At 72.0% G+C, this 21,865-nt stretch carries 12 protein-coding genes; 5 read left to right on the forward strand and 7 right to left on the reverse strand.

The genetic code is table 11. The features are described 5' to 3' along the window. The first annotated feature begins 15 nt into the window (after window positions 1-15). The 4 genes from GD748_RS00855 (at window position 16) to GD748_RS00870 (ending at window position 5,108) form a co-directional block, all read left to right on the forward strand. Window positions 16-885, forward strand: coding sequence for a Gfo/Idh/MocA family oxidoreductase (locus tag GD748_RS00855; RefSeq protein WP_193312754.1), 870 nt, complete (start codon window positions 16-18; stop codon window positions 883-885). Beyond that, window positions 882-1,910 (forward strand): Gfo/Idh/MocA family protein, encoded by a 1,029-nt coding sequence (locus GD748_RS00860; RefSeq protein WP_152193320.1) that lies wholly within the window; start codon window positions 882-884, stop codon window positions 1,908-1,910. The genes GD748_RS00855 and GD748_RS00860 overlap by 4 nt, the downstream gene beginning before the upstream one ends. After that, window positions 1,907-2,623: an SGNH/GDSL hydrolase family protein gene (locus GD748_RS00865; protein ID WP_152193321.1), complete on the forward strand. Its 717-nt coding sequence runs from the start codon at window positions 1,907-1,909 to the stop codon at window positions 2,621-2,623. The genes GD748_RS00860 and GD748_RS00865 overlap by 4 nt, the downstream gene beginning before the upstream one ends. Window positions 2,624-2,702: 79 nt before the next feature. After that, window positions 2,703-5,108: an NHL repeat-containing protein gene (locus GD748_RS00870; protein WP_152193322.1), complete on the forward strand. Its 2,406-nt coding sequence runs from the start codon at window positions 2,703-2,705 to the stop codon at window positions 5,106-5,108. 80 nt (window positions 5,109-5,188) lie between these two features. On the opposite strand, the gene GD748_RS00875 is transcribed toward GD748_RS00870, so the two are convergent. The 4 genes from GD748_RS00875 to GD748_RS00890 form a co-directional block, all read right to left on the reverse strand. Then, window positions 5,189-7,255 carry a hypothetical protein gene (locus tag GD748_RS00875; protein ID WP_152193323.1) on the reverse strand — a complete coding sequence of 689 codons (2,067 nt, stop codon included), beginning with the start codon at window positions 7,253-7,255 and terminating at the stop codon, window positions 5,189-5,191. A gap of 148 nt (window positions 7,256-7,403) precedes the next feature. Continuing rightward, entirely contained in the window at window positions 7,404-8,447 is a 1,044-nt protein-coding gene (locus GD748_RS00880; protein WP_152193324.1) for a Gfo/Idh/MocA family protein, read from the reverse strand. Next, window positions 8,444-9,436, reverse strand: a complete 993-nt coding sequence (locus tag GD748_RS00885) for a Gfo/Idh/MocA family protein (protein WP_264372462.1) — start codon at window positions 9,434-9,436, stop codon at window positions 8,444-8,446. The genes GD748_RS00880 and GD748_RS00885 overlap by 4 nt, the downstream gene beginning before the upstream one ends. 40 nt (window positions 9,437-9,476) lie before the next feature. After that, window positions 9,477-12,443 carry an outer membrane protein assembly factor BamB family protein gene (locus tag GD748_RS00890; RefSeq protein WP_152193326.1) on the reverse strand — a complete coding sequence of 989 codons (2,967 nt, stop codon included), beginning with the start codon at window positions 12,441-12,443 and terminating at the stop codon, window positions 9,477-9,479. Window positions 12,444-12,667: 224 nt separating this feature from the next. Between GD748_RS00890 and GD748_RS00895 the strand changes: the two genes are divergently transcribed. Further along, window positions 12,668-14,146: a DUF4127 family protein gene (locus GD748_RS00895; RefSeq protein ID WP_152193327.1), complete on the forward strand. Its 1,479-nt coding sequence runs from the start codon at window positions 12,668-12,670 to the stop codon at window positions 14,144-14,146. 44 nt (window positions 14,147-14,190) lie between these two features. Here GD748_RS00895 and GD748_RS00900 read toward each other — a convergent pair whose 3' ends face one another. From GD748_RS00900 to GD748_RS00910, 3 genes are all read right to left on the reverse strand, one after another. Further along, window positions 14,191-16,398 (reverse strand): hypothetical protein, encoded by a 2,208-nt coding sequence (locus GD748_RS00900; RefSeq protein ID WP_152193328.1) that lies wholly within the window; start codon window positions 16,396-16,398, stop codon window positions 14,191-14,193. A gap of 97 nt (window positions 16,399-16,495) precedes the next feature. After that, window positions 16,496-18,928, reverse strand: coding sequence for a ligand-binding sensor domain-containing protein (locus tag GD748_RS00905; RefSeq protein ID WP_152193329.1), 2,433 nt, complete (start codon window positions 18,926-18,928; stop codon window positions 16,496-16,498). Window positions 18,929-19,168: 240 nt separating this feature from the next. Next, the gene (locus GD748_RS00910; RefSeq protein WP_193312755.1) at window positions 19,169-21,688 is read right to left on the reverse strand and encodes a carbohydrate binding domain-containing protein; all 2,520 of its coding nucleotides are present in this window, start codon (window positions 21,686-21,688) and stop codon (window positions 19,169-19,171) included. Window positions 21,689-21,865: the final 177 nt, after the last annotated feature.

Below are 21,865 nucleotides of genomic sequence, written 5' to 3' on the forward strand. Positions count from 1 at the left end.
TCAAAGAGGACACGCGTGAGACGCATCGGCTTCATCGGCACGGAGAACTCCCACACCGACCACTTCATCCGGTTCCTCAACGCCGAGGAGCGCCATCCCGGCTTCCGCGCCGCCGCACTCGTGGGCGGGCGGCACGAGCGCAACGAGACGCTCGCCGCCACGGGTGGCATCGACGTCGTGGTCGAGGCGCCGGAGGACCTGCTGGGACTCGTCGACGCGGCGATCATCTCCAGCCGCGACGGCGCCACCCACCGGGCACAGGCCGAGCCGCTCCTGGCCGCGGGGGTGCCGGTGCTCGTCGACAAGCCGCTCGCGACGACGGTCCTGGACGCCGAGGCCATCATCGCCGCGGCCGACGTCGGTGGTGCTCCGCTCGTATCCTGCTCCGCCCTGCGGTTCGTGCCCGAGATGGCAGAGCTGACGGCTCGCGACGACGACCGCGGCGAGCTGCGCCACCTCGGCGTGGTCGGCCCGGCGGATCCCGACAGCGAGTACTCCGGGCTGTTCTTCTACGGGATCCACCACGTCGAGACCGCCCTGGAGATCCTGGGCAACCCGGTCGTCATGCCCGGCCAGCTCCAGCCGGTCGTCACCCGGACCGGCGACACCACCGTCGCCAGCACCCGGATCGCCGGGGTCGACGTCACGCTGACGTTCATCACGCCGGGCGAGGCCACGCGGGTGCCCTTCCACGCCACGGCGTCGTTCACGAACGCGGTGCTCGCCCGCGAGCTCACGCTCGGGCCCGACTACAACGCCCCGGCGCTCGCCCGCTTCGTGGGGGCCGTCGAGTCCGGCCGCACCCCGGCGGGACCCGAGCACCTGCTCTCCCCGGTCGCCGTCCTCGCGGCGATCGCCGACTCCCTCGAGGAGGACCAGTCATGAGCACCGACCCGCTGCGCATGGGCGTGATCGGCGTCGGGGTGATCGGCCGGGCCCACGTGACCCGTCTGCTCGACGCCGCCTCCCCCGCCACCCTGGTCGCCGTCGCCGACGAGCTCCCCGCGGCGGCGGACGCGCTCGCGCAGGAACGCGGCGTCGAGTCCGCCACCGTGCCGGACCTGCTCGCGCGTCCCGACGTCGAGGCCGTCGTGGTCGCGATCCCCTCCGGCCTGCACGCCGACGTCACCGTCGCCGCGCTGGACGCGGGCAAGCACGTCCTGCTGGAGAAGCCGATCGACGTCACGGTCGCCGCCGCCGACGAGATCATCGCCGCCGAGCAGCGCTCGGGCCGCACGCTGTCGGTCGTGAGCCAGCGCCGGTTCGCCGCCGAGAACCAGTTCATCCACCGGGCGCTGCGCGAGGGCGCGCTCGGCCGGGTCACCGCGGCGACCGTCGAGGTGGCGCTGTGGCGGGACCAGGAGTACTTCGACTCCGGTGCGTGGCGCGGGACCTGGGCGCTCGACGGGGGCGGCGCCCTGATGAACCAGGGCGTCCACCTCGTCGACCTGGCGCTGTGGCTGCTCGGCGACGTCGAGGAGGTCTACGCGCACACCGGCCTGCTCGCGCACGAGCGCATCGAGGTCGAGGACACGGTCACCATCACCGCCCGGCTGCGCAGCGGGGCGCTCCTGACGTTCCTGGCCACCACCACCGCGTACGGCGACCTGCCGATCCGCATGGCCGTGATGGGCGACGGCGGCGCCGTGGTCACGGAGTCGGAGCTGATCACCCGGTTCACCTCCCGCGAGGGCGTCGAGCCTCCCGCGTTCACGCCCGTCGACCAGCAGCTCGCCCAGCTCGAGGACTTCGTGACCGCGGTGCGGACGGGTGCGGCGCCGTTGGTCACGTCCCACCAGGCCCGCGCCGCCGTCGCCTTCATCGAGGCGGTGTACGAGTCCGGGCGCACCGGCCGGCCGGTGCGCCCGGCACAGCCCGCCGTCGCGCCGTCCGCACCGACGGTCCGGTGAGCGCCTCGGTCCCCGCGGGTGCGGAGCTCCCCGCGCCGGCGGCGGCGCCGGTCTCGCCGGCGCACCCGGACGCCGTCGCCGTCCTCGACGCCGAGCAGCCGCTGGTCTGGTCCTTCGTCGGTGACAGCGTGACGGCGGCGAGCTGGCACACCTGGGGCTCACGGGGCTTCGCCGAGCTCTTCCACGAGCGGCTCCGCGAGTCCGGGCGCACACGCGACGGCGTCGTGAACACCGCCGTCAGCGGGTGGCAGGTCACCGACCTGGCCGACCAGCTCGAGCTCGTCTGCCTGCGCTACCGGCCCGACGTCGTCGTGATCGGCACCGGCCTGAACGACACCAGGGGCGGGGCCGACGGCGCGCCGGACTTCGCCCGCCGGTACCGCGACGTCGTGCAGCGAATCCGCGCCGAGACGGGCGCCCTGGTCGTGACGCAGACGCCGAACGGGACCCTGCCGACCGGGCCCGAGCACGTGCTCGAGCACCTGCCGGCCTACGTCGAGGCGATCCGGGCAGCCGCCGCTGAGCTGGGCACGGTGCTCGTGGACCACCACGCGGTGTGGGAGGCGACCGACGTGAGCTCGACGTACCACTGGCTCGGGCACGGGTGCCACCCGAACGCCTTCGGGCACCGGGCCATGGCCCGGACCCTGATGGAGACCTTCGCGCTGTGGGACCCGGCGAGCAGCCGCACCTGCCGACTCACGATCCCCTGAGACTCGCGGTTCTCCCGGGCCGCCGTGCCCCGGTCGGCCGCCGCGTGCCGTCCAGATCCACGACCACGAAGGAGTGCTCATGCCATCCCGTTCCCGCCTGCCCCGCAGGGCCGGCCCTCCCCTGGCCGGCGCGGCACTGGCGCTCGGCACGATCGTTCTCGCCCCGGCCGCCGGTGCGACCGACACACCACCGCCGCCACCGCCCGCGGCCGGGACGCTCGAGGATCTCGGCGTCGCGATGCGCGCACCCAACGTCCGGCTCTCCGACGTCGACGTCCTGGCGGACGGCACCCCGGTGGCATACGTCTTCTCCGACGGCGAGCCGGTCAGCTTCAACGTCGTCGACCTTCGCTCCGGCACCGTCCTCGACAGCCACGCGATGCCGCCGTACTCGGTCGCGTCCGCTATCGACGTCGCTGCCGACGACACCGTCTACCTCAGCGTCCGCAGCCCGAACGACGGAACGCTGTGGAGCTACGACCCGGCCACGAGCGAGCTGACTACCGTCGCCACCGGTGTGGCGGGCGAGCAGATGCTGCGCACCCTCGACGTCGACGGCACGACGCTGTACGGCACGACCTACCCCAACGCGGAGCTCTACGCGCTCGACCTGACCTCCGGCGAGCTCACCGAGTACGGCCGCATCGCCGCACAGGGCGACTACGCCTGGGGCCTGGAGGCCGACGGCGGAAACGTGTGGGTGGGCGCCGGCACCCCGGCACAGCTCTACGACGTCGACCCGGCCGACGGCACGGTCGCCGAGCTGCCGCTGCCGGGGCCGGTGGCGGAGGGGGCCGAGTTCATCCAGCGCATCGAGACGCACGGCGACCTCAAGGTCGTCTCGCACCGCACCGTCGACGGCGTCAACGTCACCGTGACGGACGCGGCAGCCACCGCCGTCGACCAGCTCTACGTCGGCGGGCTGTGGAACTCCACCGAGGCCTCGGCGGACGGACGGTTCTACTACCTCGACGCCGACAGCCGGCCGCACGCCTACGACATCGCCGCACGCACCGACTCCCCGGTCCAGCTCGCCCCCGACGTCGAGGCGGCTCTGGCGGGCACCTCTCGCCTGTTCCTCGTCGAGCTCGGCACCGAGCAGCTCCCGGGCCACACCCTGGTCGGCATGCGCACGGACGGGCGCATCTGGCGGCAGAACCTCGCCACCGGGCACGGCGACGTCCTCGCCGCGCCGGCGATCGGCTCCCCCGTGACGACCATGTCGATCGGCGAGGGCGGCGACGGGCAGGTCTACGTCGGTGCCTACCTCAGCCCGGGCGTCATGGCCCGGGTGGACCCGACGACCGGCGAGGTGGAGCAGCTCGACGGTCCCGAGCAGGCGGACGCGATCACCCGGCACGAAGACCTCACCGTCATCGGCAGCTACCCCGAGGCGGTCTTCCACGCCGCCCGGGCCGGCGAACCGTGGGCGTGGGGCACCAACCCCGCCCACGTGCTCACCCTGGGCCGGGCCGCCTCCGGGCAGGACCGGCCGCGCAGCCTCGTCTCGGCCGGCGACGTCGTCGCGGCGGGCACCATCGCCAACTACGGCGAGCTCGGCGGCGCGCTGACGCTGTTCGACCCGGTCACCGGGGAGCACACGATGCACCGCGACGTCGTCGAGGACCAGAGCGTCACCGCACTCGCCTACGCCGACGGCGTGGTCTACGCCGGTACGTCCGTCCACGGCGGCCTGTCCTCGGTGCCGACGCAGAGCACGGCCGAGGTGTTCGCCTGGGACGTCGAGACCGACTCGCTCGTCGCGAGCGGCCCGGTCGTCGACGGCGCGACGGTGGTCCACGCACTCGTCGTCGACGGTGTCGGCCGCCTCTTCGGCATGACCGACAACGGCGTGCTCTTCGAGTACGACACCGACACCCACGAGGTCGTCCGGTCCGTGCAGACCGGCATCCGCAACGCCAACATCTGGGGCGACCAGAGCGAGATGGGCTACAACCCGCTCGACGGGCAGATCTACGCCTCGGTCGCCGACCGGCTGGTCCGGATCGACCCGGCGGACCTGTCGGTGGAGACGGTCCTGACCGACGGCGCGCGCAACTCCACCGTCGCGCACGGTGACGTCTGGCTGACCGACGAGACGAACGTCCTGCGCTACGACCTGCCCGGCGCGTGCGACGACACGGTCACCGGACGGCACGACGGGCCGCTGCGCGTCACTGCGGGCACGACCTGCCTCGACGGGGCACACGTCACCGGACCGCTCACCGTGGCCCCGGGCGCGTCCCTCGTCGTCGAGGGGTCGGTCGTCGACGGCCCGCTCCGCACGAGCGGCGCGCAGTCGGTGGCCGTGCGCGGCACCGAGGTGGGCGGCCCCGTCGAGGTCGTGGGGACCCTCGGACGCGTCGCGCTGGCCGATCTCACGGTGGCCGGTCCGCTCGTGTGCCGGGACAACGCGTACGACCCGACCGACGAGGGCGCACCGAACGCCGTCGCGGGCCCCTCGCGGGGGCAGTGCGCCTCGTAGCACCCACCCGCCGACACGAGAGTGCCCGCCCCGCAGGACGGGGCGGGCACTCTTGTGCTCACGTGGTGCTCAGGACCTGATCAGCCCGTCGCGCCGAGCTCGACGTGGAACACGTTCGTGTCGTCGACGGCGATGTAGTTGCCGGCGCCGTCGCGCACGACCTGCTCCATGTCGGTGGACAGCACAGCGACGGTGGAGTCGGCCCGGTGCACCTGGTAGAGCCGGCCGTTGTTCGTCGCGACGTAGCTGCCGCTGGCGGCGTCCCACACCGTCCGCGCAGAGTACCCCCACGAGGTGTGCGCCCCGCTCTCCGCCGGCGCGGTCCGCACGGTCCGGCTGACCTCACCGGTGGCCGGGTCGGTCTCGACGAGCAGTCCGTCCGAGGTGTGCGCGACGAGGACGCCGTCCGGGCCCCACGCGAGCCCGCCGACGTACCCGGCGCCAGGGCTCACCTCGCTCTCCCACACCACCTTCTCGGCGGCGACGTCCCAGGCGAACAGCCGGGCGGAGGAGGCGGTGGGCGTCGAGGACAGGCCACCGCTCACCGCCGTGCCGCCGTAGACGATCCCGTCGCGGTGGACGAGCGAGACGATGCTCTGCCCTGGGACCACGTCGCGGTGGACCTCGTACGCACCCGTCGCCGTGTCGAGCAGCGTCAGCGCACCCCCGACCTCGCCGTAGTCGGGCACCGTGCCCAGCGCCAGGCGGTCACCGGTGGAGACGACGCCGAAGATGCGGTCCTGGAAGTGCGGCTCACCACGGCCGATGGTGAGCACGTGGCGCGGGTTCGTCCCCCATTCCCAGGGCTGGTCGAGGTCTCCGACGTGGACGACGGCGCCCGGGTAGGACGTCACGACGAGCTCACCGTCGTGGGTCGTGATGGCGTCGCCCTGCTTGGGCCCTCGCAGCGGCTCCACACCGAGGGTCGCGGCGTCCACGCGGCTCATCGACCCGGACGAGAGGTAGGCGCCGATGTAGGCGTTGCCGTCGGGCCCCACACCGAGCCCGTGCGCCTCCGCCGGGGACGGGGCGATCGCTGCCCGCCGGATGCTCGTGCTGCCGGTGGCGAGGTTGTACGCCCAGATGTCGCCGTCGGTGCTCAGACCGACCACGCTCTGGGCCGGCATGTCCCTGCCGGGCAGGGACATCACCTCGATGCCGTAGGTGTTGACCTGCTGGGCGAGATGGGCCGGCAGGTCCGTGTCCGCGAAACCCGTCGTCGTCACGGAGTCGGTCCGGGTGTTGTACGCGGTGAGCATCCCATCGGAGAGGACGAAGCTCCGCCCGCGCACGTCCGTCGCGGTCGGGTCGGAGCCGCCGACCGCGGGGATGATGTCCTCGTCCCACTCGCCGGTGGCCAGGTGCAGCACCGCCGTGTCGTAGCCGCCGCGCGGGGACAGCCGCACCAGCACGTCGTCGCCGCGCTGGGCGATGCCGATGAACCACTGGGTGTTCGACATGAGGCGAGCGGGGACCTCGACCTCGCGCCGCTCGCCGCTCGCGGGGTCGATGGCGTAGAGGTGGGGCACCGGGCCGGTCCCCGCCCAGACCTCGCCGTCGACGATGCCGAGCGAGAAGACGTAGGCGGCCTCGTCGGTCTGCGAGCCGTAGTCCCGGAAGGCGCCGGTCGCCGGGTCGTAGGAGACGACCTTCGCGTGCGGGTAGGTGCCGAAGAACAGCTTCCCGTCCTCGGTGACGGCTCCGTCGTAGAGGACCCGCTCCCCGGCGACGTTCTCGGCGATCTGGACGAGCTCGTGGGTGCGCGGCTCGAAGGAGAAGAGCCCGGCCAGCATCGGGTGCCGGGCGGAGAAGTACACGGTGCCGTCCCCGGCAACCGTGATGAAGCTGCCGAGCGTCGTCCCGGGCAGCTCGGCGGCGAACAGGCTCTCCCCGGTCGTGACGTCGACCATCGTGAAGGTCGCGGGGTTGCCGTTGGAGATGGCGTAGACCACCGGTGTGCCGTCGGACAACTCGGCGAACGCGGCGTTGCGGACGTTGACCGACATGATCGCCGGACCGAGGTCGGTCACGCGGGCCGGCTCGGGGCCTGTCGCCGCGGCGACCGGGGCGGCGACCAGCGCGGCGAGCGCAGTCACTGCAGCGGCCACCAGGGCGACGGCGCGTCGTCCCAGGGACAGTTGTCTCATGGTCGTTTCCTCCTTCGCGCCGCCGGACGGTCCGGCGGACGTCTGCGTGCGGGAACCAGCCCCGCGCATTCGACGGGCCGGCCGGAGGGGGGCCGCGCGTCGTCCGACGCCTGCCGCGTGCAGCAGCCGCTGGCTGCACGCGGCAGGCTCAAGTGGTCGTCGCGGGCTCCTCGAGATCGACCGGCCGGCCCGTCCTGACCGACTCCTGGGCAGCCACCACGGCGCGGACCGTGCGCAGGCCGGCGCCGCCGTCGGGCTGAGGTGGGGTGCCGGTGCGCACGCCGTCGAGGAACGCAGCGAGCATCAGCTGGTCGAGGTTCGAGCCGAACGGGAGCCAGGCGGCCCCGCCCGTCGCGGGGGTGAACCCGTCGAGACGGTCCGAGAACGGGGCGATGGCGGCGCTGCCCCGGGTGCCGAAGACCTCGAGCGTGAGCCCGCCCCAGGTCGGTGCCTCGTCGGGCACGCTCCACGAGCAGTCGACGACCACCTCGACGCCGCCGGCGTAGGTCAAGCTCACGAGCCCGCCGGTCTCGGCGGTCACCTCCGGGCGATCGGCGTGCAGCACGTGGTTGACGGTCGCGCGGACCCGGGTGAGCGGACGCTCGAGCAGGGCGTCGAGCAGGTCCGCCACGTGCACGGTGTGGTCCACGAGGGCGCCGCCGCCGGCGAGCGCCGGGTCGGTGAACCAGGCCCGCCCGGCCGGCACCTTGCCGTTGTTCGTACCGGTCGCCAGGAGCACCTCGCCCAGCGCGCCGGCGTCGACCAGCGAGCGCAGGGCGGCGAAGCTCGGCGCGAACCGCACCGGGTACGCGGTCATGAGGAACACGCCCGCCGCCCGGCACGCCTCGACCATCGCCTCGGCGTCGGCGACGGTGGTGGCGAGCGGCTTCTCGCACAGCACGTGGGCGCCGGCGCGTGCGGCCAGCTCGACCAGCGGTCGGTGGTTGACGTTCTCGCTGCAGACCACGACGGCGTCCGGCGCCCGATCGAGCAGGTCCTCGTAGGTAGGCACGTACGGCACATCGAGCTCGGCCGCGAGCGCCGCGCCGCGCAGCTCGGCGGACCCCTCGCCGTCGGGGTCGGTGGTCAGCAGCTCGACGCCGGGCCAGTCCCGGAGGAGCTGGGCGTACCCGGCGGCGTGGGTGTGCGCGAACGACATCAGCCCGACACGCAGCGGGCGGTCGCCGATCATCGGGCACCGCCCCCCGCCGCCGGGAGCCGGACCGAGTCGCCGGTCTCGATCGACGTCAGGGCGGCCAGGGCCAGCTCGACGGCAGCCACGCCGTCGGCGGCGCTCACCCGCGGCACGGGTCCGCCGGCGATGGCGCCGGCGAACTCGCGCAGCTGTGTCAGATAGGGGCTCTCGCCCAGACTGATGTCGGGCAGCCGCCCGCCGCCGGAGCCCGTGCCGACGTCGAGCGTCAGCGCCCTGGCGTCCCGGGAGTCGTAGGTGAGGACGCCGCCGTCGCCGGCGACGTGGAAGCTCGTCGAGAAGGTGGTCGACGGCGCGCCCCACACGCCGCGAACATGGCTGATGGCGCCGCCCGCGTGCGTGAGCACCGCGTGCGCCATGGCGATCGGCAGGCCGTCCTCCTCGCCCTGGGCGAGGGTGGCGTAGACGTCCGTGACGTCGCCGGCCACCCACCTGGCGATGTCCAGGTCGTGGATCATCAGGTCCATGACCACGCCGCCGGACTGGGCGGGGTCGGCGAACCACTCGCGCCACATCGGGAAGGCGCTCGTGCGGGTCAGTCGCAGCACGGCGGGCCGGCCGATGCGACCCGCACGCACCGCCTCGGCCATCGTGGCGTAGGCCGGGAAGAAGCGGACCACGTGCGCCGGGTACAGGTGCCGGCCCGTCTCTGCCGCCACCCGCGCCAGGAGGACGGCGTCGTCGCCGGTGCGGGCGAGCGGCTTCTCGGCGACGACGTCCCGACCTGCCAGCAGGGCGGCCTCGGCATAGTGCCGGTGCACCGGGGTCGGCGTGCACACGTCGATGACGTCGCAGCGCTCCATCAGCTCCTCGAAGCTGGTCACGACGCTCCCGCCGTGCCTGTCCGTGAGCTCAGCGGCGCCCTCGAGCGAGAACGCGCTCACCTGCGCCCCCAGCGCGTGCCACGCGGGCAGGTGTGCCCCCGCTATCGTGCCGGCCCCGACGAGCCCGACCCTGAGTTCCTTCACCGTTCTGCCTCCGTCCTGCTGCCACGAGTCGACGGCCGTGTCAGAGTCCCGCACACTGGCCGGTCCGTGGGCCGCTGACCGAGTTCGCCTCGCCTTCGTTCGTCGGTGCTGGGTCGTTGTCCTCACAACGCAGCGGGCCGCTGATCGTGTTGCCCGCGACGACCACGGTGCCCGCACCCGCCCGGGTGCCCGTGACCTGGAGCGGACCTGTGACGTAGGTGCCGGTGACGACGAGCTCGCCCGTGGTGCCGTGCAGCTCGACCGGCCCGTCGATCGTGCTCTGCAGGACGTGGACGACGGACGCACCGTCGGTCCTCAGCGGCCCGTCGACCGTCGAGCCCGTGACGACGACGCCGGCACCATCGGTGACGGTGACAGGTCCCTCGATCGTCGCGTCGTCCAGGCACGTCGTGCCGGCCCCCACCGCGAGCGGACCGCGCCGGTGGCCCGTCACGACGGCGTCGCACGCCGGGGCGCGGTCGGGGGTCCACCGCATCAGTGCCTTGGCCGCGCCGTAGTAGTAGCGGCCGTCGTCGTCGATCCCCAGACCGGTGCAGGTCAGCGCGTCGGGATGCGTGGCCAGGATCGAGAAGGTCCCGTCATCGGGGTAGAACTCGAACAACGTGCAGCGGCTGAGCCCGACCATGGTGTCGCCGACCTGGCGGAAGCCACGTCCGACCACATAGGTCGCGCGGTCCGGACGCTGGTCGTAGACGATGCGGTCGACGACCTGCCGCGTCACCGGGTCGAAGGAGAACAGGGTCGTCCCGGTCATGCCCCAGAGGATCCCGGTCTCGTCGAAGGCGAGACCGGCGACGTTCTCCTCACCGGGCACCGGCACCCCCGTGTAGACGACCTCGCGGGCAGCGACGTCGTAGACGAACAGGTGCCCCTCGGTGGTCGTCGGCTCTGCCCCCAGGCCGACGGCGACCCCCGTACCGCCGTAGATCAGGCCGTCGCGGTACACCAGGGCGAGCGGGGTCTGGTCCTGGACCACGTTCCGGTGCACCTCGATGGTGCGGGCATCATGGTCGTAGAACGACAGCGCGCCACCGATCTGTCCCTGGAACGGGTAGGAACCGAAGGCAGTGAGATTCTCGTCCACCGCAGCGAAGGAGGTGACGCGGTCCTGCTCGTCGGTGGAGTACACGCGCGCCCGCGGGTTCTGACCGTTGACCCACGGCTGGGTGGTGTCGTAGTCGAAGATCGTCGCACCGCCGTAGGTGCCGATCAGAAGGCTGTCACCGTTGCGTCCGAACTGCTCGATCTGCGGAGGCCCACGCAGCACCTGGACCTCGTCGGTGCCGGGGTCGTACTGGACGGCGCCGATGTCCGAGGCGTAGCCACCCATGTAGATCTTGCCGTCGGGACCTTCGGAGAGAGAACGGATCCACGCCAGGGACGGCGCGAACTCTCCCTCCACGCGGTGGACGTCGCCGGTCTCGGGGTTCCAGGCGTAGACGACGCCGCGCTGCGTCGTGCCGATCAGGCTCGTCCCGGGGAAGCCGTCCAGCTCGAGCTCACCCCAGTACCAGGACATCGAGTTGAGCTCGATGGTGAAGGGGAGCGACCGGATCTCACCGCTCTCCAGGTCGAACGCCCGCACCTCCCGGCTGGCGCGGTGCTGGAAGTAGGTCTCCAGACGTTCCCCGTCCGGCGTCGGGACCAGGCGCGCGGGGGCCATGCGCCGGTTGGCGACGTCCGCGATCTCGTGGGTCCACTCCGCCGTCGCACGGTCGTACACCAGCAGGGTGCGCGAGGGGTTGGTGAGTGCGAAGAGCTTGCCCTCGAAAGCACCGAGTGACGAGACGTTGCGCTCGTCGTCATAGGGCTCGGGCAGCGGGATCTCTGTCTTCGTCCCGGCGGCCAGGTCGAGCACGAACGTGGTGGCGACCGGCGCGGTGCCGACGAAGACCTTGTCGCCGTCGACGTCGAGGCTCTGGGCGTAGGTGACGTCCTCACGCAGCCGGCCGTGATCGACCCACTCGCCGGTGGCGGGGTCGTAGCTGAGGACCTTCCCGTTGGGGTAGGTGCCGATGAAGACGCGGCCGTCGTCGTGCATGTCCATCGAGTACAGGTGGGTCTCGCCGAGGGGGTCGTCCTGGACCTGCGTGAGCTCGAGGGTCTCGGGGTCGAACACCCACAGTCCCGAGCCGTACGTCCCGACGTAGGTGGTGCCGTCCTCGGCGACGCCGAAGCTCCACGTCATGGCGGTGCCGGGCATCTCCTGCTGCATCAGGAGCTCGCCGGTGGCGGCGTCGACGGCCGAGAAGACGAGCGGGCTCCCGATCGACCCGAACAGCGCGATCTGGCGGCCGTCGGAGTCGTGGGTGAGTCCGGTCGTCTGTGCGTTGAGCTGGCCGAGGTGCTCTCCCAGGTTCTCCGCGAAGCCTTCGGGCTCGACGGGCTCGGGCACGTCGATGGCGGTGAAGGCGACGTTGTCGACGTAGGACTCGAGCAGTCCGCCCGATGCGGTGTAGAGCGTCAGCCGGGCCGCGACGGCACCCTCCGGCGCCTCGACCACCATGGCCGCACGCTCCCACCGTCCCGCCGCGGTGCGCGTGGTCTGGTACGGCTGCGCGACGACGGACCCGTCGGCTGCGTCGAAGTAGATCGTCGGGTTGATCGCCCCCGACACCATGAACTGGTCGAAGCTCAGCTGGTAGCTCTGGCCCGCCTCGACCGGAACCGGGTCGGAGACGAGCCCGCCGCCTCCGCTCGTGCTCGTGTCGAGCATGTGGATGCTGGTGGCACCGTCGGAGGCGCGCTCCTGGGTGACGGAGTAGTACTCGACCGAGGACGCCCACAGCGGTCCCCACCCCACCGGGGTCCCGTCCGCGGACAGCTCCTCGAAGCTGTGGTTCGGGACGGTACCGGCCTGGACGGTACCGGTCTGGGCCGCAGCAGGTGCGGGCTCCGTCTCGTCGGCCACCGCAGCGGCACCGAGCATCGCTGCCAGCGTCGAGCCAGCGAGGACGGCTGTGGCGAGTCGTCGGACCGTGCGCATCGTTCCCCCATCGATCAGCGGCTTGCCGGCACCGATCGGCCGGCCGGGCGCACCACCGTGTGCACCCCTGTTGTCCGTCGGCGGGTCACGCCGAGTCGACTGGTGCGAGGGTGGCATGCAATCGGTTGCACGTCAACCCCCGCCTCGGCATTGCCTCCACCTGTGCAATCGCTTGCATCGCGCTGCGTGCGGGCCGTACGGTGACCCGCGACAGGAGGACATCCATGCGCATCGCTCTGCTGCCGCCCGACGAACGTCCGAACACGGCCGGGTACGCCCGCACGGTCGGAGCCTGCTGCGACGTCGAGGTGGTGCTGCCGCCCGCGGAGGCGATGCCACGCTTCCGCGAGCCGGCCGACACCGGGGCGCTGGCCGACTGGCTGCGCGCGGTCGCCCACGAGGTGGACCACGTCGCCGTCTCGCTCGACCTCCTCGTCCACGGCGGCCTGATCCCCTCGCGCAACACCGACGACCGCGTCCAGGACGTGCTCCCGCGCCTGGACGTCCTCCGCGAGCTCGCGGTACCGGTGACCGCGTACCAGGTGGTCACCCGTCTGCCGCACTACGACAACGCCTCGCGCTCGCGCCAGGAGCCGGGGTACTGGTCCACCCACGGCGCCCGCATCGGTCGCCTCTCGAGACTGTGGGACCAGCACGCCGCCGGCGAGGCCGGCGACGCCGAGGTCGCGGCGGCCCGGGCGGAGGTCCCCGACGACGTCGTCGCGGACCTCGTGCGGCGCCGCCTGCGCAACCACGTCGTCAACCTCGCCGCTCTCGAGCTGGCCTCGGACGGCGTCGTGAACGCCTTGCTCCTGACCTCGGACGACACCGCCCCGCGAGGGCTGCCCGCCGCGGACCGGCGCGCCCTGGCGACGTGGATCGACCGGCTTTGCGTCGACGTGCTGACCTACCCGGGCGCGGACGAGGTGCCGAGCGTGCTGGTGGCCCGGGTCGCCGCCGAGGCGAGAGGCGTCCGGCCCCGAGTGGCGGTGCGCTGCCCCGCGCCGGGCGGGCTGGAGCGGATCGCCCCCTACGAGGACCGCCCGGTCGGCGCCGGTCTGGCTAACCAAATCCGCGCGCTCGGCGGTGTGCGGGTGGACGAGCCCGACGACGCCGATCTCGTCCTGGTGCTGCACGCCCCCGCGACCGAGCCCGGTGACTGGGTGATGGACCCGCCGGCGCAGGACAGCGCCGCGGACAGCGCCGCCGTCGTCGCGGAGGTCGGCGAGCACCTCGCTCTCGGCAGGCGCGTGGCGGTGGCGGACGTGCGTTACGCCAACGGCTCCGACCCCACGCTGCTCGATGCCCTCGACGACGCCGGGCTGCTGGGCCGGCTCGTGGCCTACGGCGGCTGGAACACCGCCGGCAACACCATCGGCACGACCCTGGCGGCCGGCGTCAGCCCGGTGCTCGGCACCTCCGAGGAGGCGGCCGCCGCCCGCCGGGAGTTCCTCGCACGCAAGATCGTCGAGGACGGCCACTACCTGCCGGTGGTCCGTGCGGCCATCCAGGCAGAGGCCGCCGGAGCCGGCCTGCTGGACCCGCCGCTCGCGGAGCTGCCCGCGGTGCACCGCCGCATCACCGAGGACCTCGACACGTGGGCCCGCGGGGTGCGGGCGCTCTCGGGCTACCGGGTCGCCGACGCCCGCCTCCCCTGGGGCTACACCTTCACGGTCGACTTCGACCTCGAGCGCACCGGCTGAACCCGCCGATCTCCCTTGCTCGCACGACGGTCATCCGGCCACGCTCACAGGCCGTCGCGGTAGGTGGCGAAGAGGTTGGACAGGTCGTAGACACCGTTGCCGCCCTGGCTCGGGGCGCCGTAGTCGCTGGTGTTCCACAGGGTCATCAGCGTGTCGATGTTGCGGTACTCGTTGTCCGTGACCGAGATGCCGTGGGCGTCGTCCAGGGCCAGGTTGAAGTTCTGCCGGACGACCGCCCGGCGCGTCTCGATGTTGCCCTCGCTCTCGTCCATCAGGATCTCCCGCTTGACCGGGTCCAGCAGGTGGTCCCACTCGACGCCGTCGTGGTCGACCGGGTTGTAGCCGCGTGCGGTGAGGGTCATCACCCGGCACTGCGGGGCGCACCACCCTTCCTGGGCCTCGAACACGTTCCCCGCGATCCGGTACGGGCCGGGCGAGAAGAACTCGTTGCCCGGTTCGGTCGTGTTGTACAGCGCCCACTGGATGAACTGGACGTTGTTGATCCAGGTGCCGCTCGAGACGAAGATGTTGTCCTCGATCACCCAGTCGCCGACGTTGTCGCGGAGCTTGACGTAGGTCCCCGCCGAGTCCTGCAGGACCGACTCGCTCACCCGCACCGTCGTCGCCCCGCGCGTGGCATACACGTGGTGGTAGCCCGCGCCCGACCCGCCGCGGGCGAACAGGCCGTCGTCGACGACGACGTCCACGACACCCGGACCGCTCGGCACGGTTCCCGCCACACCGACGCCGGAGTACTTGACCCCCGGCATGTCGGTGAGCGAGATCCCTCGCACGATGATCCCCTCGGTGCGCTCGCCGGCCGTCGGGTCCTCGGTGATCAGGAAGGCCGACGGGGTCACGTAGGTGCCATCGGCGGTCAGGTGGATGTTCTCCACGGTCAGGTTCACGACGTCACGGACCTGGACCACGTAGGTGGTCAGGTCGGCCCGTTGGGTCAGCACCACACCGAACCGGGACTCACCGCTCACCAGCAGCCGATGGTCGTCCGACCCGATCCCGCGCAGGTGAAGGGCATCGTCGTCGGTCGCCACGTCGTACTGCCCGTCGGTCAGGACGACCCGGGCCGTGCCGGTCTCCAGTGCTGCGTCCACCTCCTGCCAGAACGCGTCGTCGCGATAGTCCGCGGCCGACTCCGGGGTCGACCCGTCCGCCGATCCCAGCGCGCTCGGCGCCGCGTAGAACGTCGTGTCCCAGTGGGGAGTCACTGTGACGTCGTCGACCAGGGTGTCGCACCGGACCGTACCGGTGCAGCCGATGATCAGCTCGGCCTCGACCGTGCCGCTCGGGGCGAGCGAGGTCAGTGACGACTCCTGCCACCGACCGGGCACGACGTCGATCCCGCTCCGGTCGGTGCCGATGACCTCGCCGTGCCTGTCGTAGTAGCGCAGAGCCGCGTGCATCACCGGCGTTCCCCGTTGGCGGAGCGCCTTCATGCTGAGGGAGTAGCGGGCGGCCTCCGACGCCGAGAACCGGGTGCCGACCGCACCGCTCCACTCGTCGCCCGTGGACACGTGGGGCCGGATGGCGAGGACGCCGTTGGCCGCGTCGGTCGGGTCCGGCACGACCGAGCCCGCCTGCCGGGCGTCGTCGAGCTCGTACCAGCCCCACGGGGTGGCCGACCCGTCGTTCTGGACGTGGAAGTACTGGTTGGCGGTCAGGGAGGCGTTCGCGCCCGGAGCGAGGTCGACGGCGTCGACGAAGAACGTGCCCGTGCGGTTGCTGAGCGAGTAGATGACGACCTGGGCGTGGGTGGCACCGTCAGGAGCCCAGGCTGACACGGCCGGGAAGGCGCGCCACTCGCCGCGCTGGGTCGATGCGCTCGTGGCCGTGCTGTCGAGCTCCCGTCCGGCGGAGTCGTAGAACTTGAGGTAGAGCAGCGGGGCGTGGCCGCTCGCCACGTAGGAGAGTGCGGTCGCGGTGTACTGCTTGCCGGGGTCGACCCGGATCGCGTTGGAAGCCCATCCGACCGCCGACGAGCTGGAGCTGTCGACGATCCGCAGGGAACGCTGACCGTGAGAGGCCCGTAGGTCGCTCACCGCCGCCTCGGTGCCGGCACCCTGGGCGAAGCTCGACCAGCCGGCGTCGGCCTCGAAGCTTCCGTTCTTCAGGCTCTCGTAGGTGCGTGACGTCGTCGCGTCCGCCTCGGCGGACGGGGCGAGCAGGGCGTTCGCCCCGGTCCCGCCCAGGAGCGCAAGGCCGATCGCTATCGAGCCCAGCCGTCTGCTGATCATGGGTGTGCCTTCCCTCTGATGCTTGAGCGGTTCGTGGTCGAGCCGGTCGCTCCCCCGGCCCCGTCGTCGAGACGGGGCCGGGGGCGCGACCTTCGTGTCAGCCGGCGCAGCTCACCCCCGCGTAGTCGAGCTCCTGCACGGCGTGCGCGGGACCGTCGCCTTGGGCGGCGTTGCCGGGCAGGGCCTCGATGCGGACCGTGCCGTCGGCGATCTCGGCGGCCCCGGTCGCGACACCGACCTCCGCGGTGGCCCCGGGCCGGATCAGCCCGCTCGTCGCCGCACCGGCGTCGGTGCGGACGCGGACGCTGATGGGCCGGTGGTCCTCGTTCGTCACGCTGACGCGCGGCGTCGCCACCCCGTCCTCGCACACGGCCGCCGCGGTGGCCGTGAACTCGATGGCCGCCTCGGTGCCGTCGTCGGCGGCCGGGACGTCGTACTTGTACACGTGGACGCCCGAGGAGAACACCACGTCACCGGCGGCGTCGATGTTGAGGTAGTTGCCCACTCCGTTGACGAGCTTGGTGTACTCCATGGTCTCTGCGTCGATCCGGAAGAGCTGGGAGCGGTTCGTGCCGTAGACGTTGCCGTCGCTCCCGATGCCCAGGTAGGCCCACGCCCACACGGTGCTCGTGCCGTAGCGCGTGCCGAGCAGGGCCTCGGAGTAGACGATCTCCTCGGTGGCGGGGTCGTACTTGAACACGGTGTCCTCGGAGACGCCCCAGATCAGGTCGTCCGGGCCGACCATCAGCCCGGTGACGCCCTCGTCGCCCGGCACGGGCACGAAGTCGTGGATCTTCGCGCCGGTCGCCGGGTCGACGACGATGAAGTGCGCCTCGGTCTGCCCGGACGGCTCGGCCCCCAGTCCGCCGTCGAGCGTGGTGCCGACGTAGACCAGGCCGTCGTGGTGGAGCACCGAGATGACCGACTGCTCGGTGACGATCTCGTCCGTCCAGACTGTCTTCTCGCCCGAGGCGAAGTCGTACCGCGTCAGCGCGCCCTGGTTGTGGCCGTAGTACGGGACGGTCCCCATCCAGGCCGTGTCCGTGACCGGGTCGTAGTCCAGCCCGAACGGCCGGTCCTGGTTCTCCGCCTGCAGGGTGAAGACCTCGCGCGGCGTCGCACCGGTGGCGGGGTCGTACTCCAGGAGCCGGCCGTGCCCGTAGGTGCCGAGCAGCATCTTGCCCTCGCGCACCGCCGAGGACTCGAACTGGCCCGCCTGCACGGTCTCCCCGGCCTCGCCGGTGACGGTGTCCAACGGTGCCAGACCGACCATGTAGCCCGAGGCGTACATCGAGTCGGGCCCGTCGAGGAGCTTCTGGACCAGGATCGGGTTGCGGTAGTCGATGTCCGCCCCCTCAGAGATGCCGCGCTCGGGGTTGAACTTGACGACGCCCTGCTGCGTCGCCGCGACGAGCGTCCAGCCGGGCCACTCCGGGTCGTCGAGCTGGGTCCAGTAGCCGTCGTTGAGGTAGCCGTTGTGCGGCACGCCGAGGCTGCGGGTGGTGGCCGTGGCGGCGTCGTACTCCCAGAAGCTCTCCCGGAAGGTGAAGATGAACTTCTCGGGTGCGTCCGGGCGCTGGGTGACCTGGTAGCCGAACGCCTCCTTGCCGTCGCCCTTCCAGTACTCGACCTCGTCGGTCTCGACGTCGATGACGAGGAGCTCGCTGAGCCCCCCGCGGGCGAAGAGCTTTCCGCCCGTGACGGTGAAGGTCGAGACGAAGGAGTGGTCCATCGCGCCCGGCGTGGCCTCCTCGCTGAGCAGCGCGGTCTTCGTGCCGTCCGGCTCGATCTTGTAGATCTGGGCGCGCGAGCCGCCCACGCCGACGTAGAGGTTGCCCCGTTCGAGGTCGTAGGCGAGCGCGCGGATGTACTTCTGCGTGGGGTCGACCTGGCCGAGGTTCTCGATGGCACCGGTGGCCGGGTCGTACAGGTACAGCAGCCCCTCAGGGTAGCTGCCGATGTACATCCGGCCGTCCTCGGCGGCGGCGAGCGTCCACCCGTACCCGTCGCTGGGCGAGCCGGGGTTGATGTGGCCGAGGTTGGTGGCCTCCGTCGTCTCCGGGTCGTAGACCCACAGGGTGTAGTCCGAGCCGGTGACGAAGTAGATCCTGCCGTCCGTCGCACGCCGGATCTCCGTGACGTGGTCGGTCTCCGCCAGCTTGATCGTGCGCACGATCTCCCCGGTGAGGGTCTCGGCGACGACGAGCGTGGCCGGGCTCTCGGTGTCGCCCTGGCCCCGGTACACCCCGTAGGTCATGGAGACGCCGTCCTCCTCGCCGAGCACCATGTTGGTGATGATCCGGCTGGTGACGGGCGTGCCGAGGTCGGAGAGGTTCGGGTTCTGCGCGAGGATCTCCTCGGGCGTGGGGTTGGACGGCAGACGCGGTGGTTCGGCCTCGGCGGACGTGCCGGGCGCGGGCTCCGCAACTGCACCGGACTGGGTCGCGGTCGCCCCGGCCAGCGCCATCGCACCGGCGAGCAGGGACGCCGCGAGCCACCGGGCCCGGGGTCTGACGGGGACTGCACTCACGAGCTTCTCCTCACGCGGTTGGCTCTGCCGTCGTCGTCGGCGGCAGCCGCAGCAGCCGAAGGGGACCCGCACGAGCGCGCGGGAGACCCCGTCCGTGCCGGCCCGGGCGGCAAGGGTTCCCCGCCCGGGCGGCCGACCGGCTTGCGGTGTGTCCAACCTTGCATGCAACCGATTGCAGAACAAGGTCCCGCCCCTGTCAGGAACCGGACATGGCAGGTTCCTGCAATCGGTTGCGATCACTCAGGGCCGATAGCTGAAGACGTTCGTCTCGTCGGCGAGGTAGATGGTTCCGTCAGGCGCGACGGCGGAGTGGCGCGCACCGTCGCCGACGAGCGTGACGAACCGCTCGGTCTGCGGGTCGAACGAGAACAGGCGCCCGTCGGCGTTGCCGTACAGCTTGCCGTCCGGGTGCAGGTACAGCTCGCTCAGCCGGCCCCAGTCGTTGCTCGCTCGCGCGGGCGTCTTCACGCTCCGGACCACGTCGTGCGTGGCGGTGTCGTACTGGAAGAGCGTGCCGTCGCTCGCCAGTCCCCACAACCGTCCGTCCCTGTCGAAGGTGAGGGCATGGATCACCTCGGCACCTTCGGCCACCACCGAGTGCGTGACGAGCCGGTCACGCCGGGCGTCCCACACGAAGAGCTCGGCCTCGTCCTGCGTCGGGTCGGTGGAGAGGCCGCCGTGGATCCCGGTCCCGCCGAAGATCAGTCCGTCTCGGTAGGCGAGGGCGGTCACGCTCTGGTCCGGGACGAGGTTGCGGTGCACCTCGAACTTCCCGTTGGCCGGGTTGAAGAGCGTGAGCGCACCACCCAGCTCGCCGTAGTTCGGGATCGTTCCCGCAGCGACCCGCGACCCTGCCGAGACCATGGCGAGCGGGCGGTCCTGACCGTGCTCCCCGCGGCCCAGGCTGAACAGGTGCGTGGGGCTGACACCCCACTCCCACTGCTGGTTCGGCTGGGCGACGTAGAACTCGGCGCCGGGGTAGGTGCCGACCACCGTGCGGTTGCGGTGCGCGACGATGCTGTCGGCCTGCTTGGGGCCGCTGAGCTGCTCGAGCGTGCCCGTCGAGGTGTCCACGCGGGCCATGACGCCGGAGCTGAGGTAGGCGCCGAAGTAGACGTTCCCGTCGCCGCCGTGCCCGACCGAGTGGACCGTGGCGGGGGCGCCGACGATTCCTGGGGTCATGACGGTGCCCACGCCGGTGCCGAGGTGCTGGCGCCACACGCGCCCGTCCACCCGTATGCCGACGAGGCTGTCGCCGGGCAGCCCCTCGGTGCCCAGCTCGACGAGCGCGAGGTCGTTCGTGCCGTCGAGCTCGCCGGCGAGGTCGCCGGACTCCCAGCCGATGTCGGTGACCTCGCGGGTGGCCACGTCGAGGGCGCGCACGGTCCCGTCGACGGTGAACAGCATCCGACCGTCCGCCTCGTCCGCGGTCCACTGGCCGGTGACGCCCTCGAGCGGCTCGAGCCACCTGCGAGCGGTGAGGTCGTAGACGGCGGTGTTCGCCGCACCGGCAGGTGAGTAGCTGACCAGCACGAGGTCGCCGTGCTGCTCCACGCGCGTGATGAAGTCGGCCTGCTCGGCCACGTCCGCCGGAAGTGCCATCTCGGTCACCGTGCCGGTGACGGGATCGAGCTCGAGCAGGTGCGGGGTGGTGCCGGTACCGACCCAGAGCTTGCCGTCGACCATGTCGAAGCCCCAGGCGTAGGCGGAGCCGTCGTCGACCATGCTGCCGTAGTCGCGGATCTCCCCGGTGGTCAGGTCGTAGGAGAAGACCTTGGCGTTGGGATAGGTGCTGCCGTAGAGGACGCCGTCCTCGATGACGAGGCTGCGCAGGAGGGACTCGCCGGCGATCCGGCCGGCCAGGCGCTCGACCTCCTGGGTCTGCGGGTCGTAGCGCCACAGCGTGCCGTCGTTCGGGCCCCGCACGCTGAAGTAGACCGAGTCGTCGTCGGCCACCACGACGGAGGCCGCGATCGAGTAACCGTCCATGTCGTGGCTGTCCACCAGCTCACCGGTGCGCAGGTCCACGACGTTGAGGCTCACGGGCTGACCGTCCGAGAAGACGTAGGCGAGCGGGGTGCCGTCGGCGAGCACGTCCACCTCCGCGAGCCGCACGTTCGGGCTGTAGAACGCAGGCCCGAGATCGGTGATGTCGAGCGGGCCGTGGGTGTGCTCCAGCCGCACCTCGTCGACGTAGTACGTCGAGACCCGGGCGATCGTGGAGTACAGGTACACGGAGGCCGTGGCCGCGCCCTCCGGGGCAGTGACGTCGAGAACCAGCTCCGACCACTCCCCCACCGGCTGGCCGGAGAAGTGCTGGAACTCCACGTCGAGCTCGGCGCCGTCCGCGTCGTGGAAGTAGACGTAGACCGTCGGCGTCCCCGTCTCGACGAGAGCCTGGAGCGAGAGCTGGTAGGAGTGGCCCGCCTGCACCGTCATCGGGTCGCTCATCAGGCCGTAGGACCGCGTGGCCTCCGGGTCGACGAACCGGAGGCTGCGCTCCCCCGCGAAGACGGGATCCTCGACGAGGACCGAGCCGCCGAGGTCGCCGCCGCGCTGCGACCAGCCGGGGATGCCGCCGTCGACCGGGGCGTCCTCGAAACCTCCGTTGACGGGCCCGGGCGACAGCTCCGCGGGGTCGCCGGTCGCGGCGCCTGCCGGCAGAGCCAGGGCCGCCGGGACCATCAGGGCGAGGCCGGCGAGGAGCACCCCCCACCGCCGTCGGGTGGGGCGAAGGGCAGGTGGGCGCTTGTCATCCATGAGAGACCTCTCCAGCAACATCGGTGTCGGGACGGATCGCGAGGAAGCGACGCGAACCTATTGCAACCGATTGCAGGAGTCAAGGGTGGGCCCACGGCGGCGCCGCCGCGCGCAGGGCACCACCGAGGGCGCCTGCCCGTCGACCACCTGCGGGCCGTCGAGCTGGTCATCGCCACG

The sequence above is a fragment of the Georgenia subflava genome, assembly GCF_009193155.1.
GTDB lineage: Bacteria > Actinomycetota > Actinomycetes > Actinomycetales > Actinomycetaceae > Georgenia > Georgenia subflava.

Excerpts from the sequence above, each read along its gene's own strand:
- GD748_RS00900 (WP_152193328.1), bottom strand. The coding sequence starts at position 16,398 with ATGATCAGCAGACGGCTGGGCTCGATAGCGATCGGCCTTGCGCTCCTG.
- GD748_RS00880 (WP_152193324.1), bottom strand. The coding sequence starts at position 8,447 with ATGATCGGCGACCGCCCGCTGCGTGTCGGGCTGATGTCGTTCGCGCAC.
- GD748_RS00890 (WP_152193326.1), bottom strand. The coding sequence starts at position 12,443 with ATGCGCACGGTCCGACGACTCGCCACAGCCGTCCTCGCTGGCTCGACG.
- GD748_RS00895 (WP_152193327.1), top strand. The coding sequence starts at position 12,668 with ATGCGCATCGCTCTGCTGCCGCCCGACGAACGTCCGAACACGGCCGGG.
- GD748_RS00875 (WP_152193323.1), bottom strand. The coding sequence starts at position 7,255 with ATGAGACAACTGTCCCTGGGACGACGCGCCGTCGCCCTGGTGGCCGCT.
- GD748_RS00910 (WP_193312755.1), bottom strand. The coding sequence starts at position 21,688 with ATGGATGACAAGCGCCCACCTGCCCTTCGCCCCACCCGACGGCGGTGG.
- GD748_RS00870 (WP_152193322.1), top strand. The coding sequence starts at position 2,703 with ATGCCATCCCGTTCCCGCCTGCCCCGCAGGGCCGGCCCTCCCCTGGCC.
- GD748_RS00860 (WP_152193320.1), top strand. The coding sequence starts at position 882 with ATGAGCACCGACCCGCTGCGCATGGGCGTGATCGGCGTCGGGGTGATC.